Here is a 17,715-nt window from a genome sequence, read left to right on the forward strand (position 1 = left end):
CCCTTCCCTCCAAGAAGCGGTGCTCTGCTCTTTTTTACCCCTAGTCCAAAAAACAACATAGTACTAGCACACTGGCCATACTTATACATTCCGCAATCCCTTTCCATAACAGAAAAGCCCTGGCATATGCCAAGGCTTTTCTGTTATGGAAAGGCTTATATAAAGGAATTAGCTATTGATAAATTTGGGATGGATCAGGTTCTCTAGCGAAAACACTTCATCCCATTTCTCCTGCGTAATCTTCTTCCGCTCAACTACTGTAATATCGTGTATGGATTTGCCGGTGGTGAGTGCTTCTTTTGCAATAGAGGCAGATTCTTCATACCCAAGTATAGGATTCAGGGCCGTTATGATACCGATGCTGTTCATGACCATCTGCTTACAGATCGCTTCATTAGCGGTAATACCATCTATGCATTTGGTCTGTAACGTGTAGCACGCATTTGTCAGGTAGGTGAATGAGGTGAAGAGGCTATAAGCGATAACAGGCTCCATTACGTTTAACTGTAGCTGGCCCGCCTCGGCAGCCATGGTAATGGTCATGTCGGTGCCTATCACATAAAAAGCGGTCTGGTTAACCACCTCTGGTATAACCGGGTTTACTTTACCTGGCATGATAGAAGAGCCCGGCTGCATACGCGGCAGGTTAATTTCATTTATACCAGCCCGCGGACCTGAAGATAACAGGCGCAGATCGTTACATATCTTAGAGATTTTAACAGCACAGCGCTTCAGCACACCAGAAACCTGCACATAAGCGCCGGTATCACATGTAGCTTCTATCAAGTCTTCTGCCAGCACTACAGGAATACCAGTCAGTTCCCGCAGATAGGCTGTAACCAGATCAGGGTAGCCTTCCGGGGCGTTTATAGAAGTGCCAATAGCCGTAGCTCCCATATTGATCTCACAGATCAGCATCTTGGCCTCGTTCAGGCGCTGTATGTCTTCCTTTATAGTAGTGGAGAAGCCATGAAACTCAGCACCTAAGGTCATCGGAACGGCATCCTGCAGCTGCGTACGGCCCATCTTCAGCACATCTTTAAATTCAGCACCTTTCCTGGCAAAAGCCTGTTGTAATGCTTCGAGGCTTGCAGCGAAGCTTTCTATTTTATGGTATAAGGCCAGCCGGAAAGCAGTAGGATAAGCATCGTTCGTGGACTGTGAGAAGTTAACATGATTGTTGGGGTGCAGGTACTGGTATTCTCCCTTTTGATGGCCCATTAGTTCCAGTCCAATGTTTGCGATCACCTCATTCACGTTCATGTTCACAGAAGTACCTGCTCCTCCTTGAATCATATCTGTTACAAACTGATCAAGGTATTCTCCGGCTATGAGTCGATCAGCGGCCTGGCAGATAACCTCCGCAATTTCTGGGGAAATCACTCCGCAGTCGCGGTTGGCCATGGCGGCAGCCTTTTTCACATACCCAAAAGCCTGTATAAAAAGTGGCTCCTTAGATACTGGAATGCCGGTGATGTAGAAGTTTTCCATAGCGCGGGCAGTTTGGATGCCATAGTATGCTTCCTCCGGAATGCTTTTTTCGCCTATAAAATCATGCTCAACTCTGTATGTACTCATATATGTTTCTGTTAAGTAAACGGTGACTTGAAGTATAAACTGATTTATACTTCCTCTGCCGGGTTTACGCGAGGATCTGGTAAGGTGATGCCCAATTCTTGTGCTGTGTCTAGGATAATGTTCGTGGCATACTGCTTGGTACAACGCAAAGTACCCGTTTGGCTATACTCTGTGATCAGGCTTTGATTCATGATCAGCCGGGAAGTATACTCGCCATATTTCTCCATGATTTGCTTCTGCACCTGCACCATATCTTCTTTGCGCTGTTCTGTTTCAGGGGTGCGCACCGGGCGTTGCCAGCGGTTATCAGCATGATCGTGGCTGATGTTCTGCGCTTTGGCTTCCTGTACAGCCTGGGTGAGTACATTCTGCAGCAGCTTCTCATTCCGGGGCTTTTTCAGGCTCCGGTGAATGCCTTTGGTATGATTGAGCCATTCGTGCACATCCACATCCGGGGTGGTAGCTAAATCTACCAGCGCCTCATTGCCGATCACGTAGGAGGAGGGCTTGTCGAACTGCTGCGCCATCTCATCTCGGAAGGTATAAAGCTTTTTAAGTATAAACTGCTGGAAGTAGTTCAGCTTATAGGCATTACGCAGCTTCATATGCGGGTTTTCTGGCTCAGCATAGGAAATCTGCTCCAGCAACCGGTCTTCCTCATCCAGCCACTGTAATCGCCCCTTTTCCTCTAGTTGACCCGTAAGGCGATCTTTTACGCGATGCAGGTAAATAACATCTATGGCGGCATAGCGCAGCTGCTCTTCAGTGAGCGGGCGTTTGTTCCAGTTACTTGATTGCTGCGATTTATCTATTTCCTTGTCAAACTCTTCCTTTAGCACGGTTGCCAGCGAAGAACGCTCATAGTTCAGTAACTTCGCTGCAACATCGGTGTCCAGCACGCCTTTTATGTCGCAGCCAAGCTTTTTAAGCAGCATGATATCATTGTTAGCATGGTGGATGATCTTGGTTATAGCAGGATCTTCCAGCAGTAGAAAGAAAGGTTGCAGGTGTTGTATGCTGAGCGGATCAAGAATGTAGCAGGTGCCACACCCATCCGTAACTTGTATCAGGCACAGGTTAAAACCATAGGTAAAGCGGTTCTGGTCAAATTCAAGATCAAGGGCCAGCACTTTGCTCTTGTGCAAATCCTGCACAGCACGCGCCAGCGCCTCATCCGACTCAATAAGCTTAATGGTTACGCCATCGTGCGATAGAGGTGTATTTTCCATTCCTAAAGTTAAAATGTTTACAGCACATAAGCACCTTCCCTGTTTTATTCTTTTGTACTATACCAGCGTGGGCAGCAGCACCTAGGCATAAAAAAGTCTCTGCCCGGTAGAGCAGAGACTTTTTACTTAATGATAGTTATACTTGCTTATTGTGCAGGTGGTTGCTCTTCCTGCATGTCGTCTACTACGCCATCATTTACGGTTGTATCCTGCACAGTAATGGTCGTATCAGTGTCCAAGGTGGTATCCATATTTGATTCTACCTGATCTGTAGATTCAATTACATCAGATTCTGTTGCAGCATTATTATCGTTGCCACAAGCCGTAAAAGCAACAACTGCAAAGGCGGCAAAGGCTAATTTCCATGTCTTTTTCATAATAGCATCTATTTGTTATCAAATAAATTTGTACTTATTTATACGAACTATCTTAAAAGGTAACCCTGGTGCATGGCGAGTATTGCTTTTTTTAGAGTTAGCGGTTCGTATTTTGAAGTAAGCAACTGTAAAAAGCAGATCTTATAAGGCAGGTGGGCGAGCAGATACCAGGATATAGTGAATGTGTAAGTTTATATAGTATAAAATTTACTTAGGATGTTACTATTTGCTAACTTGATGTTAGTTGTAGGGCTTCAAAAAAGCTTTGGAAGGCCGCTATATGTAAAATAACCGTACTATGTAAACCTAAAAACCGATGAAAAAAAATGTATTCCGAAGTACCTACCTGGTACTATCTCTCTGCCTGTTAGGCATGCTGGCCACAAGTTGCGATGAACTGGAAGACGTGTTCCCGATCGGGAAAGATACTAAAACAAAAGTATATTATGGGCCTGCCACTGCTCTTGGCCATGGAACTGTCTCAAGCTGGGTAAAAACGGGGAAAGACGGTAAGCCACTTGCTATCGGCTTCAAGGTGTCGGCTGATGCCTTAGCGATGCTGGAAGACTTGCCGAGCCAGATGTACTTTTTATCATTGCCACAGCAGGCCGGCGTGATGCCGTACCAAACGTTAGAACTGGACTGGAACCAGCACGGGCACGAGCCGGAAGGCGTGTACACGCTCCCTCACTTCGACTTTCACTTTTACATGATAAGCAAGGATGATGTGATGAACATAGCCGGTGGCCCGGACCCAGGTGCGAATACTCTGCTGGAGAAAGGCGTTTTACCTACTGTCTATACTTTTGGACCAGAGCCAATCGCGGTGCCGCAGATGGGCGTGCACTGGGCTGATGTAACATCGCCGGAATACTCACCTGCAGGCTTCTCCAAAACATTTATCTATGGCTCACATGGCGATAAAGTAAGTTTCCTGGAGCCGATGATCACTAGGGCATACCTGATGAGCCTGGACGAGAATGAGTCGGTTAAAACAAGCATTCCGCAGTTGCTGAAGTTTGAAAAGAAAGGCTATTATCCGGGCACCTACACCGTAACGTACGATGCACAGCAGGATGCCTACCTGGTATCTCTGACAGACCTGAAGTGGCACAACGCTGACTAATACTCCATAAGTTTGTCAGCACTGCAAGTATAAAAGCCTGCACTACTTTCTGGTATAATATAAACAGTATGAAACAGAGAGCGCCCCACCTGAAAAGGAGGGGCGCTCTCTGTTTTAAGTATAAACAATCTACTGCTGCTGCGCAGACAGGGCTTCCTCGCGCCGGGCTTTAAATTCTGTGCCCTCCTTCCACTCCGGATACTTATTGGTATTGGCTACCCGGTACCCAACCCTGAAGAACAGCTGCAGGTCTTCTACGGCACCTGCCAGGTTCCAGTCGTCGTGCACTTCGTCGCTTAGTTTGTGGTAGTCGTTAGTGGTATAGTGCTCCTGCCATTTCTGCACGTAGTCGGCTGGCTGGTTGCGGGCCACCACCCCGGATTCAGCATAAAGCGCCGGTACACCCTGTTTGGCAAACTCGAAATGATCGGAGCGGTAAAAGGAGCCGTTCTCAGGTGAAGACTCCGGCACAATATGGCGGTGCTGCGTCTTGGCTTCCTGGGCCAGCACGTCCTCCAAGGTAGAGTTGCCATAGCCGATCACGGTTACGTCCTCGGTGGGGCCATAGGCGTTCAACACATCCATGTTGATATCTGCAAGCGTTTTGGTGAGCGGGTACAGCGGGTTGGTGGCATAGTATTTAGAGCCCAGCAAACCGCGCTCCTCACCGGTTACCGCCAAAAACAGGATAGATCGCTTGGGCTTGGCAGGTAACTTTGTATACGCTTCGGCCAGCTCCAGCAAACCGGCTGTGCCGCTGGCATTATCCAGTGCGCCGTTATACACCTGATCGCCCTGCAGGTTCGGATCTTTGCCCAGGTGGTCCCAGTGGGCGGAATACACCACGTATTCGTCTTTTAGCTTCGGGTCTGAGCCCACCAGCTTTGCCACCACGTTCTGCGACTGGATCTCGCGCAGCTTGTTTTTAATGCTGAAGTTTGCCTTTGCATCCAGTGCTACCGGCTTAAAGTCCTTCTGAAGCGCGGCCTGCTTCATTTGATCAAAGTCTTTGCCGGCGGCTGTAAAGAGCTGCTTCGCTTTAGCTGTCGTAATCCAAGCCTCTACCTTGGCCCGGTCCATATTCTTATTTGGATTGTTGATATCGAAGTTCTCACGGCTGTGGCTGCCTGATATAACTTCATAAGGATATCCCGCCGGCCCTGTTTCGTGTATGATGATAGCGGCGGCAGCTCCTTTCTCGGCAGCAATTTCATACTTATAGGTCCAGCGGCCATAGTAGGTCATGGCTTTGCCGCCAAACATAGTGGTGTCCATCTGTCCGGGGTTGTTTGGGTCCGGTATGGCCGGGTCGTTGATCAGCATCACAATGGTCTTGCCTTTCACATCTACATTTTTGTAATCATCCCAGCCATACTCTGGCGCTACAACACCATACCCGACAAATACCATATCCGAATTGTTGATATCGACAGAGGGGACAAAGCGCTTGGTAAGCGCCACATAGTCGGTAGGGAAGTTCAGGTTGATTGTTTTGCTACCCGCAACAAACGAAGCTTTGGGCTGGGCTGTGAAGCCGACCATGGGTACCTTCTGCACATAAGTGCCGTCAGGATTGCCGGGCTGCAGGCCGAGCTGCTTAAACTGGCGGGTAAGGTAATTGACAGTAGAGTCTTCGCCTACGCTGCCGGGGGCACGGCCCTCAAAGGCGTCGGAGGCCAGCACCTTGGTGCGGCGCAGGAGATCGTCGGCGGTTATACTTTGTAAGGCAGGCTGCAGGTGGGTGCTGTCGGCAGTAGTGGTGGCTGATGCTTTGTCGTCTGTATCGGCTACTTTGCGGGCGTTCTCGTTGCAGCTCATTGCCAGTAGGCCTAGTATGGCGAGCAGCGGGAGGTTCTTTTTCATAGGGTTTGTATGCTTTTTGTTCTTTTCAAGGTAAGAATTTTTCCTGGGGCTACAGCTGCAAGCCAGATAAATAACCTGCGCGTGCTTCAGTATACTTAAAGTAAAGGGGGCCTGCTTTGCAAGGAGACTCTCCCGACGGGTAGAACACAAAGAACATTCTTCTGCTTCCGGAGCAGGTTGACTGACTATAGCTTTTAACAGGCTCCTGGCAAATAGAAGTCTGCTAAGCAGCAAACTGATTATACCCGGAGAAGTGCGCCAAGTGGTTTGCTCTCATGCGTGAGCTTAACGTTTTTTATGTTCAAGCAACACGTGCTTCTGTCGGTTTTAGATAAATTGGAAATGAATAAGGGGAGATGTGTTACTTGATAGGTACTGCCGGCCCGGGCTGTTCGTTTTCATAACTTGGAAAGGTGCAGTTGTATCGTTGTTCGTTTACCGCATCAGATGCGGTAGTATACCCGGGCCATGGAGCTGTTGTAAGGATCGTAGCCGGGGCGCTTTTTAGTAAAGCGGTCTTCCAGCAGTTGCAGGTTGAGGATGTCGGTTAATAGAAAGCAGTGCCACTCATCTTTTGTATTGGTTGTTCCTTCTACTTTCCAGGCGCAAAGGCAATCCTGGTGGGCATGATTGTGGCCGAGCAGATGAGGTTCAACCCGGTACTTCTTCCCTTGGTAGTCGAACTGGATAAGCAGCCTGGCCCCAATGGCTTTCGATAAATCTTCCAGAAGATAGCTGTACATAACTATAATGAATTAGTTAGTAAGGCGTGGTTGTCTTGCGCCTGCCTCAAGAGCTGTAATGATAGCACTTCAACCTAAAATAAAAGTAGTTATAGCTAAGCTACAGTAACAGGAAATTTAATTTAGAAAAGTAACATACCCTTACAGGTGCATTCCGGCCGCTTTATTAAGGCAAACAGCTGGCATTTGGTTTATAAACGGCTTTATATACAGAAATGAAGGTTGAAAAGTAACATGCCTGCAGCAGCCCTATAACCAGGATGCTAGGTTGATAGCCTATGTTGCGACATTGTTACGTACCTGAATAGGACTAGGGCAGAGGCTTAGATATATGTGCTGCTATAAGGCACAGCAGCACCTCTTTGCCGCCACAGCAACCGTTGCAAAAAGAGGCGGCTATATAATATACCAACGCTGTTTTCGTCCGAATACGAGCAGCGCAAAACGGATAAAGGAAGAAACCCAGTTTAAAGTATACTTAGAGTAGCTTAAATAAAATTAGAGTTAAACAATAAGTCTTTTTCTAAACCGTAGCTGCCAGAGCACGTTTTTATAAATCTATGCCCTTATTTACAAGGTATATTTGCGTATGCGAATCTATGAAATTTGTTTTTTTAGAAATCCTATTAACTTTGCCTTTACAGCTGTAACTTATACTTATGGATAAATATTCTTACATCGCTAATGCTCATGGTGATTATATCGATGAGCTTTATAAAGCTTATCAGCAGAACCCGGAGTCAGTAGAATTCGGGTGGCGCAAGTTTTTCGAGGGGTTTGACTTTTCTACTACATACAATGGTAACGGCAATGGACATGCTGCTGCTGTCACTACTACGGCCGCCCCGGCTACAGGAGCCACTTCAACTCCGGAAGAATCGGAGAAAGAAGTAGCGGTACGTAACCTGATTCATGCATATCGCACCCGCGGCCACCTGCGCTCGCATACCAACCCGGTGCGCGCCCGCAAAGATCGGAAAGCCCGATTGGACCTGGCGGACTTCGGCCTTTCAGAAGCTGACCTGGATACTGTATTCCAGGTGGGTGATGTGATCGGCATTGGTGCAGCTTCGCTCCGCGATATTGTGTCGTCGCTGCAGAAGATATATGAAGGCCCCATTGGCTTTGAGTACATGTATATCCGCGACCCGGAAGTGTTGGAGTGGTTTAAGCAGAAAGTAGAGAATGAGTCGCTGAACTTTAACCCGACTCTCGAATTTAAAAAGAGAATTCTCTATAAGTTAAATGAGGCAGTGGTGTTTGAGAACTTCCTGCATACGAAGTTCCTGGGCCAGAAGCGCTTCTCGCTGGAAGGGGGCGAAACCACCATTCCAGCACTGGATGCGATTATAGACAGAGGCTCTGAACTGGGCGTGGAGGAAGTGGTGATCGGGATGGCTCACCGCGGCCGCCTGAACGTGCTGGCCAACATCATGGGCAAAACCTATGAGCAGATCTTCTCTGAATTTGAAGGCACTGCCGTGCCGGACCTGACCATGGGCGATGGCGACGTGAAGTACCACATGGGCTTCTCTTCGGAGGTGGTGACACCATCCGGCCACAAAGTAAACCTGAAGCTTGCACCTAACCCCTCACACTTAGAGGCGGTAAACCCGGTAGTAGAAGGTTTTGTACGGGCTAAAATCGACACCCTGTATGGCAAAGATCCAGACAAAATACTGCCGATCCTCATCCACGGCGACGCAGCTGTAGCTGGCCAGGGCATTGTGTACGAAGTAACGCAAATGTCGAACCTGGAAGGTTACAATACCGGAGGCACGATCCATTTCGTAATCAACAACCAGGTGGGCTTCACCACTGATTTTGAAGATGCCCGCTCCTCTATTTACTGTACTGATATTGCCAAGATCATTGATGCGCCGGTACTGCACGTGAATGGTGATGATCCGGAATCTGTGGTATTTGCTATGCGCTTTGCCATGGAGTACCGCCAGAAGGTAAACAACGATATCTTTATTGATATGGTATGCTACCGCCGCCACGGTCACAACGAGGCGGACGAACCGAAGTTCACGCAGCCACAGCTGTACAACATCATCTCGAAGCATGCCAACCCACGCGAAGTATATAACAAGCAGTTGATTACGCGCGGCGAAGTAGATGCCGACCTGGCCAACAGCATGGACAAGGAGTTCCGCCAGTTGCTACAGGACCGTCTGGACATGGTAAAACAGAAGCCGCTGCCTTACAACTATCAATCAATGGAGAAGGAGTGGCAGGAACTGCGCCGCTCTAATCCGGAGGACTTCAGCCAGTCGCCGGAAACAGGCGTTTCGATGGAAGTAGTGGAAGAGGTGGGCAAAGCCTTAACCTCCTTGCCGCAGGGCTTTAAGCCACTCAAACAGATCGAGAAACTGCTGAAGGAACGCAAAGAAATGTTCTTTGAAAGCGGACAACTGAACTGGGCGGCCGGTGAATTGCTGGCCTATGGCTCTATCCTGCTGGACGGCCGCATCGTGCGTTTCTCTGGCCAGGATGTGCAGCGGGGTACGTTCTCGCATCGCCATGCCGTGTTGCACGATGCCGTAACCAGTGCCCCTTACAACAACCTGAACCACATGCGCGAAGGGCAGGGCTCTTTCGAGATCTATAACTCGCTGCTGTCGGAGTATGGCGTGCTTGGTTTTGAGTTTGGCTATGCCATGGCCAACCCAAATGCACTCGTGATCTGGGAGGCGCAGTTTGGTGACTTTGCCAACGGCGCACAGGTAATGATTGATCAGTTCATTACAGCAACAGAATCGAAGTGGCAGCGCATGAACGGGCTGGTGATGTTGTTGCCGCATGGCTACGAAGGCCAGGGACCGGAGCACTCCAATGCCCGTCCTGAACGCTTTCTGCAGCTTTCTGCGGAGAACAACATGTTTGTAACTTACATTACGACGCCGGCAAACTTCTTCCATTTCATGCGTCGCCAGCTGGCTTTGCCATTCCGCAAGCCTGCAGCCAACATGTCGCCTAAATCACTGCTGCGTCACCCACTGGTAGTATCTCCGATAGAAGACTTTACCACCGGCAGCTTTAAAGAAGTAATCGGCGATACCTATGCAGAGGCTAAGTCGGTGAAAAAAGTGCTGTTGTGCTCCGGCAAAGTATACTTCGACCTGCTGGAAGAGCAGCAGAAGAACCAACGCAAAGATGTAGCCATCATTCGCCTGGAGCAGCTTGCACCATTGCCGCAGGTGCAACTGGATGCAGAACTGAGCAAGTATACCGATGCGAAGATCTACTGGGTGCAGGAAGAGCCGGCCAACATGGGCGCCTGGACTTACATCCTGCGCCTGATGCGCAAGCAGATAGAAGACGTGATCTCGCGCAAAGCCAGCGCGTCGCCTGCTACCGGCTACATGAAGGTGCACGTGAAAGAGCAGAAAGATATAGTTGATAGAGCATTTTCGATATAATAACGACGTATGCCGGCTGGTGCGGAAATGGTTCTTCAAACTATTTTAGGCCATCCGGCATACGTCATTCGTAATTTATAACTTAGAATTCCTAACTGAATAATATATGAGCTTAGAAGTTAAAGTGCCTGCCGTAGGTGAGTCGATCACCGAGGTAACCATAGCCCAATGGCTAAAGAAAGATGGCGAACGTGTGGAAATGGATGAGGTGATCGCAGAACTGGAATCAGACAAAGCCACCTTCGAACTGCCCGCCGAAGCCGCAGGCATTTTACATATTGTAGCGCAGGAAGGTGATACCATTGAAGTTGGTGCCGTGATCTGCCGCATCGATCAGGATGGTGAAGCTGCCGCTATACCTGCTGCCCCTGCGGCTAAGGCATCTCAACCTGCTGCATCTCAGCCAGCTGCTGCGCCGGCAAGTGGTGCCGGTGAGGCCGTAGAAATGAAAGTGCCTACCGTAGGCGAGTCTATTACAGAAGTAACCATTGCCAACTGGCTCAAGAAAGATGGCGACCATGTAGAAATGGACGAAGTTATTGCTGAACTGGAGTCAGACAAAGCTACGTTTGAGTTACCAGCCGAAGCGGCGGGTACATTGCAGATCGTGGCCCAGCAGGGTGATACGATCGAGATTGGCGCTACCATTTGCCGCATTACGCCAGGTGGCGGTGCTCCGCAGGCCAATGCCCAGGCTGCTGCCAAGCAAGCGGCTTCTGATCGGCAAGTAGCTGCTGCACAGCCAGCCGCTGCAACTTCTGGTGCCCAAACCTATGCTTCCGGTACCCCGTCGCCTGCTGCAGGTAAAATACTGGCGGAGAAAGGCATGAGCCCGGCCGACGTGCAAGGTTCTGGCCGCGATGGCCGCATTACGAAAGAGGATGCGCAGCATGCGCAGGCCCGACCTGCTGCGCAGCCCGCTGCTGCCCCATCGCCAAAGCAGGAAGCAACTGCCCAAGCCGAAGCGCCTGCTGCTACCGGCGACCGCAACCAGCGTCGTGAAAAAATGAGTTCGCTGCGCAAAACAGTGGCGCGCCGCCTGGTGCAGGTAAAAAATGAAACGGCCATGCTCACCACCTTCAACGAGGTAGACATGAAGCCGATTATGGACATCCGCGCCAAGTATAAAGACAAGTTTAAGGAGAAGCACGAAGTAGGCCTGGGCTTTATGTCGTTCTTTACCAAAGCGTGTACTGTTGCGCTGCAGGAGTGGCCGGCTGTAAATGCCCAGATAGATGGCAATGACATGATCTTCAATGATTTCTGTGATGTGTCGATTGCCGTATCTTCACCAAAAGGCCTGGTGGTGCCGGTAATTCGCAACGCTGAGCAGCTAACACTGGATGGTATTGAGAAAGAAGTGATCCGTTTGGCCAAGAAGGCACGCGACGGTAAACTCTCGATTGAGGAAATGACCGGTGGTACGTTCACCATCACCAATGGCGGCGTATTCGGCTCTATGATGTCCACGCCAATCATCAATGCGCCGCAATCAGCTATACTTGGGATGCACAACATTGTGCAGCGCCCCGTAGCTATCAACGGACAAGTGGAGATTCGCCCGATGATGTACCTGGCCCTATCCTACGATCACCGCATCATCGACGGCCGTGAATCGGTAAGCTTCCTGGTACGCGTAAAAGAGCTGCTGGAAGACCCGATGCGCTTGTTGCTTGGCGTGTAACTTATTGAAATGAGGAAGGAGGGGTAAGCGAAAAGGTTTGCTCCTCCTTTTTTGTAGTTAATAGTATAATTGTCCTCTAAGGATAAATAAGGAAAAGGATTACGCACTTCGCAGGCATCACCTAAGAGTATGTATGCAAATGTAAACATCCCTTTACTCCCTTTAAAGGAAGACTTTCCCAAGTCCTAATTCCCTTCTTCGGAAGGGCTTGGAAGGGGTTTATAGTTATAGAGAAACCAAATACAAAACGGGCGTTCGCGCTCCTCAAAGTATAAAAGATGAAATACGATGTAACCGTTATCGGTTCCGGTCCCGGAGGTTATGTGGCAGCCATTCGCTGTGCACAAGTGGGGCTGAAAACCGCAATCATAGAGAAGTATAATGTACTGGGTGGTACCTGCCTGAACGTGGGCTGTATCCCGTCGAAGGCTTTGCTCGATTCTTCGGAGCACTTCCATAATGCTGCGCACGCCTTTGCAGAACACGGCATCGAGCTCAACGACCTGCAGATAAACATGCAGCAGATGATCAAGCGCAAGGGCGAAGTGGTGAAGTCGAATAACGACGGCATTGCTTACCTGATGAAGAAGAACAAGATCGATGTATACTATGGGCTTGGCTCTTTCATCAGCAAAAACAAAATTAAAGTAACTGGCACCGACGGCAACGTGCAGGAAATCGAGACAGACAAGACCATCATTGCCACAGGTTCGAAGCCAGTGTCCTTGCCGTTTCTGCCGGTTGATAAAAAGCGCATCATTACCTCTACCGAAGCGCTAACATTGACAGAAGTGCCAAAGAACCTGATCATTATTGGTGGCGGAGTAATTGGGCTGGAACTAGGATCGGTGTATGCCCGTCTGGGCGCTAAAGTGCAGGTGGTGGAGTACATGGATTCCATTATCCCGACCATGGACCGCGCACTGGGTAAAGAGCTGATGCGCGTACTGAAGAAAACGTTGGGCTTTGAATTCTTTATGAGCCATAAAGTGACCGGTGCTACCAACGAGGGCGACACCGTGAAAGTGACAGCCGAGAACCCGAAAGGAGAAGCCGTAACTTTTGAAGGTAATTATGTGCTAGTATCAGTGGGCCGTAAGCCCTACACTGAAGGCTTAGGCCTGGAGAACGCCGGCGTGCAAATGGGCGAGCGCGGCATGATTGCCGTTGACGATCACCTGCAGACCAACGTGCCGGGCATCTACGCCATTGGCGACGTAATCCGCGGGGCCATGCTAGCGCACAAAGCCGAGGAAGAAGGCGTGCTGGTAGCCGAGCAGCTGGTAGGTCAGAAGCCGCACATCAACTATAACCTGATTCCGGGGGTAGTATACACCTGGCCGGAAGTGGCAGGTGTGGGCTTTACCGAAGAGCAGCTGAAGGAGCAGGGCCGTGCTTACAAGTCCGGTTCGTTCCCGTTCAAAGCCTCTGGCCGCGCCAAGGCCTCCGGCGATACCGATGGTTTTGTGAAAGTGCTGGCTGATAAAGAGACAGACGAGATCCTAGGCGTCCACATGATTGGCCCGCGCATTGCCGACCTAATCGCCGAGGCGGTAACCGCCATGGAGTTCCGGGCATCAGCTGAGGATGTGGCCCGCATGAGCCATGCACACCCGACCTATGCCGAGGCTATGAAAGAAGCCTGCCTGGCCGCGACAGAAAACCGCGCGATACACATCTAAGTATGGCATTCATAACTGAGTAAACAAAAAGCCCGGCATGGTACCATGCCGGGCTTTTTGTTTGTAGACGTGTACAATATATAAACATATAGTTTATTTAATATTTTGAGTTCGCGAGCGTTGTTTGCTTCTCCTAATTGTGTATTTTTCGGCAAGTACTGTAACCGATTTCTACATGAAGCAAACTTTACGCCTACTCTTAATTCTGCTTTTATACTTCCCATTACCTGACGTCGTACACGCCCAGTTCAGAGACAACATCCAATCTATTGGCGGAAGCTACGGCGACGAAGTGGTCAAGGTGCTTCATGATAAAGAAGAGAATCGCTATATCTTAGGTAGAATAGGCATGCCTGGCAGTGTCCCTAGCTTTAATAATTACAAGGGAGAGGCAATAGATTTTGGCAACCTGCAGCAGCCGGTTATCAACATGTTTATAGCCAAGTATGATAAGTATAACCGGTGTGTTTGGGTGCGGCCGTGTCCACGCGACATGAAAGATTCCTATACTGATTTTGCGATTGATGACACAGGCTTTGTGTATGTGACAGGGAGTGTCTACTATAGCCATTTCGTGCTTGAGAAATTAGATCCGAACGGGCAATTAGTGTGGGAGAAGAGCTATAGGCCGGGCATGTTCAAAATTTTTACAGGCCACAGCATCGTGGTAGATAAACAGGGGAATGTATACGTGGCAGGAAGTTTCGACGGCACGGCTATGGATACTTTTACGTTTAACTTCACATCAACAGACGCCACTCCTTCCACAGATTTCCTGGCGAAGTTCAGCCCCACTGGCGAAGTGCTGTGGGTTGAGACCTCCCTGAAAGGTAACCTGACCTATACGCATCTGATGATAGATGCAGAAGGCAACCTTCTGACAGCAGGAGGGTTCAAAGATACCATTAGCATCGGCGGCCATACTTTAATAAACAACACGCCGCCGGACTCTTATGGGAAAGTATACGATAGGTTTTTTGCGAAGCGCGACCCTGCTGGAAACGTGCTGTGGGCCAAGAGCTACCCCTTGCGGATTAACGGAGTAGCTGACATGGTGTTGGATAGAGAAGACAACATTTATTTAACAGCGCCTTCTTTTTTCAATGACCCCGCCTCTGTCACCATCGACGGGGTGCTGGTAGACAGGTCGCAGAAACAAGCACTGCTGAAGTTAGACAAGCAAGGAACAGTGCAATGGGCGACGAGCTTTCAAGGAAGTTACTCCTGGTTGCCCTTGCTGTATGCAAATAACAGCCTGTACGTGGCAGGTGATTTTAGCGGTACATTCAGGTTTCAGGACCAGGTGCTGGTAGGGAACAAGCCGTATGTGAACGACCTATTTCTGGTGAAGCTGAACCTGGCGGGTAAGGTTTTGGAGGCGACGCGTTATGGCGGCCCTGCCATCGAAACTAAGGCAACACTGTCGTATCTCCCGCAGCGACAGGAAATAGTGGTGGCGGGTTCCTTTTCGGAGCAAATGCCCAACAATGGCAAATTCCTGGTGAGTAAAGGCTCAAACGATATTTTTATTGCCCGAATTCCACAAAGCGAAGGACCCATGGCCTGGGTAAGCGGCAAGCTGTTTGTGGACGAGAACTATACCTGTACTAGAGAAGCAACGGAGAAAGGACTGGCCAACAAGTTGCTAAAAATAGAGCCGGGGTCGCAGTACGCCTCCACAGACGAACAAGGCAACTTCTCTTTTCCGGTGGCCTATGGCAGCTACCTCATCACGCCCCAACTGGGGCCTTACACAAAAGTGCAGCATAACTGCCAAGAGAGCAAACAGGTTGTAGCCGACGGAACGCATCAGCAGATACAAAACGTGGATTTCGGCTATGTGATACGCGAGTGTTCGCAGTTAACCGTAGCCATCGCCGCCGACCGCCGGCGCCGTTGCTTCCGCAGCCATACTACCGTTACTTACACCAACGAAGGTACGGTTGATGAGTCGAATGTGAAAATAAAGGTCATTTACCCGCGGTACGTGGTGCCCATCAGCAGCCAAATGCCTTGGGTGTCACGGCTCGACTCTGCACTTATTTTTGACGTGGGCACCCTAAAGGCCGGAGAGCGGAAAAGCTTTGTCATTACAGACTCCACCGTTTGTGGCATCGAAGGCATCAGAGGGTTAAGCCAGTGTGTGCAGGCTTTTATCACCCCTAAAAGCACGTGTGATGCGCCAAGTCCAGACTGGAGCAAGGCAAGTGTGGTCGTCGTAAGCAGCTTTAGAAACCAGGAGAAAACCGCCGCCTTTACTATTGCCAACCAAGGAGCCGGCAATATGAGTGACAGCACCACGTATCGGCTGTATGCGAATGCTGCGCTCATCAAGCGGGGCAAGGTAATGTTGGCGCAAGGCGCGTCTAAAACACTGGAACTCCCCATGCAGGCGGTCACCTACCGGTTGGAGGCCGATCAGGTGCTAGACCACCCCGGCAACAGCCGCCCTACGGTCAGCCTGCAGCCGCCTGTAATGCCATTGGGGACGCAGGAAGTGACTTTGCCTATTCCTATTGATGCCTTTTACCAGGATGACGCCGATGCTGAAGTTGCCAGTTCCTGCTTACCGATAACAGACAGCTATGATCCGAATGACAAGCAGGTAAGTCCGCAGGGCGTTACCAGCAAAAGGTACGTAAAGGCGGAAGATGAACTGACGTACATGGTACGGTTTCAAAACACCGGTACGGACGAAGCTTATAACGTAGTGGTGGAAGACACGATCAGCGAATACCTTGATATCTCCACACTGCGGGTAGGCTCCGCTTCGCATCCCTATACTTATAGCATATCCGGCAAAGGCAAACCACTGCTGCGATTTACTTTTAAAGACATACACCTGCCGGATAACAAAACGAACGAGCCTGCCAGCCACGGCTACATAACCTTTACCATTGCCCAACACGCCGGTAACCCGAAAGGAACCGTTATCCGAAACACCGCCTATAACTACTTTGACTATAACAGCGCGGTGGCTACCAATGAGGTCGTGAATGTGGTGGGCGACACAGTGCTGCTATTGCCTGTGCCGATGGCCGTGTATGATTGTAGTGAAGATGCGCCGACAATTGCTAAGGCCGGAGCGGACATTCGCTTATGCGAAGCGAACAGTATCACGTTAGATGCCAATCAGCCTGAAAAAGGAATAGGACAATGGGTGCTGGTAAGTGGTCAGGCTACGATAGCTGACCGGGAAAGCCCTACTTCTGCAGTGCAGGTAATTGGCTATGGCGAAACAGTATTGGAGTGGACGATCACGCTCTGTCGAAAAGTATCCCGTTCGCAGCTAACGATCAGCCGCTTCCCCATGCCGCCAGCACCCTCTATAACCCAGCTTCCTTTGCAATGCGAAGGCAGTAGCACGCACACGACGCTTACTGCAACTGGCCGCAACATTACCTGGTACCAGGACGAAGCAAAGCAGCACAAACTATTTGCCGGTAGCAGTTATACGCCCACTGTTTCCGAAACGGCCACCTTCTATGCTACCCAGACGGTAAATGGATGCGAAAGCCCTGTCAGCGCGTCTGTCATGCGTCTCTATTCGAAAATAGCCATTATCACTTCAAGTGCCGACACGCTGATAGCACCGCCGGCCGACAGGTACCAATGGTACTTCAACGACCAACCTATAGCAGGAGCAACCAATCAGAAGCTGGTGGTGAAGAACACGGGCCAATACCGGGTACAAACCATAACCAACGGCTGTGAAGCGAATAGCGATATTGTAAGCCATACGGTAAATGTGCCAAAGGCTGTCCTGCAGCTGAGTCCAAACCCGGTACGCGGGGAACTGCTTGTCGCACTTACCGCCAATGCAACCGGAGTAGTAAGCATCAGCGTCAGGAGTCAACTAGGGAAACAGGTAACAAGTATGTCGACACAGAAAAGGAACACCGTGCTGGAGTTGCCACTTCAACTCTCGGAGTTGGCACCAGGCATGTACTTCCTGAATGTGCACGTTGGAGGAGAAGTGCTTGTGGCAAAGCTTATCAAGCTCTAGCG

At 49.9% G+C, this 17,715-nt stretch carries 10 protein-coding genes; 5 read left to right on the plus strand and 5 right to left on the minus strand.

Annotated elements, in window-relative coordinates:
- Positions 1-168: 168 nt before the first annotated feature.
- The 3 genes from aspA to ABDW72_RS15450 all read right to left on the minus strand — a co-directional run bounded on the left by aspA (position 169) and on the right by ABDW72_RS15450 (position 3,184).
- On the minus strand, positions 169-1,578 hold the full coding sequence (gene aspA / locus ABDW72_RS15440; RefSeq protein WP_347159492.1) for an aspartate ammonia-lyase: 1,410 nt from the start codon (positions 1,576-1,578) through the stop codon (positions 169-171).
- Positions 1,579-1,622: 44 nt separating this feature from the next.
- A complete protein-coding gene (locus tag ABDW72_RS15445; protein WP_347159493.1) occupies positions 1,623-2,807 on the minus strand; it encodes a ribonuclease D in 1,185 nt (394 codons plus the stop codon).
- Between the two features lie 146 nt (positions 2,808-2,953).
- The gene (locus tag ABDW72_RS15450; RefSeq protein WP_347159494.1) at positions 2,954-3,184 is read right to left on the minus strand and encodes a hypothetical protein; all 231 of its coding nucleotides are present in this window, start codon (positions 3,182-3,184) and stop codon (positions 2,954-2,956) included.
- A 316-nt stretch (positions 3,185-3,500) separates the two neighbouring features.
- On the opposite strand from ABDW72_RS15450, the gene ABDW72_RS15455 reads away from it, so the two are divergent.
- Complete coding sequence (locus ABDW72_RS15455; RefSeq protein ID WP_347159495.1) at positions 3,501-4,310, plus strand: hypothetical protein; 810 nt, start codon at positions 3,501-3,503, stop codon at positions 4,308-4,310.
- Between the two features lie 129 nt (positions 4,311-4,439).
- Here ABDW72_RS15455 and ABDW72_RS15460 read toward each other — a convergent pair whose 3' ends face one another.
- Positions 4,440-6,173: a M28 family metallopeptidase gene (locus ABDW72_RS15460; protein WP_347159496.1), complete on the minus strand. Its 1,734-nt coding sequence runs from the start codon at positions 6,171-6,173 to the stop codon at positions 4,440-4,442.
- A 443-nt stretch (positions 6,174-6,616) separates the two neighbouring features.
- Positions 6,617-6,916, minus strand: coding sequence for a WYL domain-containing protein (locus tag ABDW72_RS15465; RefSeq protein ID WP_347159497.1), 300 nt, complete (start codon positions 6,914-6,916; stop codon positions 6,617-6,619).
- 659 nt (positions 6,917-7,575) lie between these two features.
- Between ABDW72_RS15465 and ABDW72_RS15470 the strand changes: the two genes are divergently transcribed.
- The 4 genes from ABDW72_RS15470 (at position 7,576) to ABDW72_RS15485 (ending at position 17,713) form a co-directional block, all read left to right on the plus strand.
- Positions 7,576-10,341 carry a 2-oxoglutarate dehydrogenase E1 component gene (locus ABDW72_RS15470; protein ID WP_347159498.1) on the plus strand — a complete coding sequence of 922 codons (2,766 nt, stop codon included), beginning with the start codon at positions 7,576-7,578 and terminating at the stop codon, positions 10,339-10,341.
- 106 nt (positions 10,342-10,447) lie between these two features.
- On the plus strand, positions 10,448-12,025 hold the full coding sequence (odhB, locus tag ABDW72_RS15475; protein ID WP_347159499.1) for a 2-oxoglutarate dehydrogenase complex dihydrolipoyllysine-residue succinyltransferase: 1,578 nt from the start codon (positions 10,448-10,450) through the stop codon (positions 12,023-12,025).
- Between the two features lie 278 nt (positions 12,026-12,303).
- The gene (gene lpdA / locus ABDW72_RS15480; protein ID WP_347159500.1) at positions 12,304-13,707 is read left to right on the plus strand and encodes a dihydrolipoyl dehydrogenase; all 1,404 of its coding nucleotides are present in this window, start codon (positions 12,304-12,306) and stop codon (positions 13,705-13,707) included.
- A 175-nt stretch (positions 13,708-13,882) separates the two neighbouring features.
- Positions 13,883-17,713 (plus strand): DUF7619 domain-containing protein, encoded by a 3,831-nt coding sequence (locus ABDW72_RS15485; RefSeq protein WP_347159501.1) that lies wholly within the window; start codon positions 13,883-13,885, stop codon positions 17,711-17,713.
- Positions 17,714-17,715: the final 2 nt, after the last annotated feature.

Source organism: Pontibacter chitinilyticus, from assembly GCF_039748935.1.
GTDB lineage: Bacteria > Bacteroidota > Bacteroidia > Cytophagales > Hymenobacteraceae > Pontibacter > Pontibacter chitinilyticus.

Excerpts from the sequence above, each read along its gene's own strand:
- aspA (WP_347159492.1), bottom strand. The coding sequence starts at position 1,578 with ATGAGTACATACAGAGTTGAGCATGATTTTATAGGCGAAAAAAGCATT.
- ABDW72_RS15445 (WP_347159493.1), bottom strand. The coding sequence starts at position 2,807 with ATGGAAAATACACCTCTATCGCACGATGGCGTAACCATTAAGCTTATT.
- ABDW72_RS15450 (WP_347159494.1), bottom strand. The coding sequence starts at position 3,184 with ATGAAAAAGACATGGAAATTAGCCTTTGCCGCCTTTGCAGTTGTTGCT.
- ABDW72_RS15455 (WP_347159495.1), top strand. The coding sequence starts at position 3,501 with ATGAAAAAAAATGTATTCCGAAGTACCTACCTGGTACTATCTCTCTGC.
- ABDW72_RS15460 (WP_347159496.1), bottom strand. The coding sequence starts at position 6,173 with ATGAAAAAGAACCTCCCGCTGCTCGCCATACTAGGCCTACTGGCAATG.
- ABDW72_RS15465 (WP_347159497.1), bottom strand. The coding sequence starts at position 6,916 with ATGTACAGCTATCTTCTGGAAGATTTATCGAAAGCCATTGGGGCCAGG.
- ABDW72_RS15470 (WP_347159498.1), top strand. The coding sequence starts at position 7,576 with ATGGATAAATATTCTTACATCGCTAATGCTCATGGTGATTATATCGAT.
- odhB (WP_347159499.1), top strand. The coding sequence starts at position 10,448 with ATGAGCTTAGAAGTTAAAGTGCCTGCCGTAGGTGAGTCGATCACCGAG.
- lpdA (WP_347159500.1), top strand. The coding sequence starts at position 12,304 with ATGAAATACGATGTAACCGTTATCGGTTCCGGTCCCGGAGGTTATGTG.
- ABDW72_RS15485 (WP_347159501.1), top strand. The coding sequence starts at position 13,883 with ATGAAGCAAACTTTACGCCTACTCTTAATTCTGCTTTTATACTTCCCA.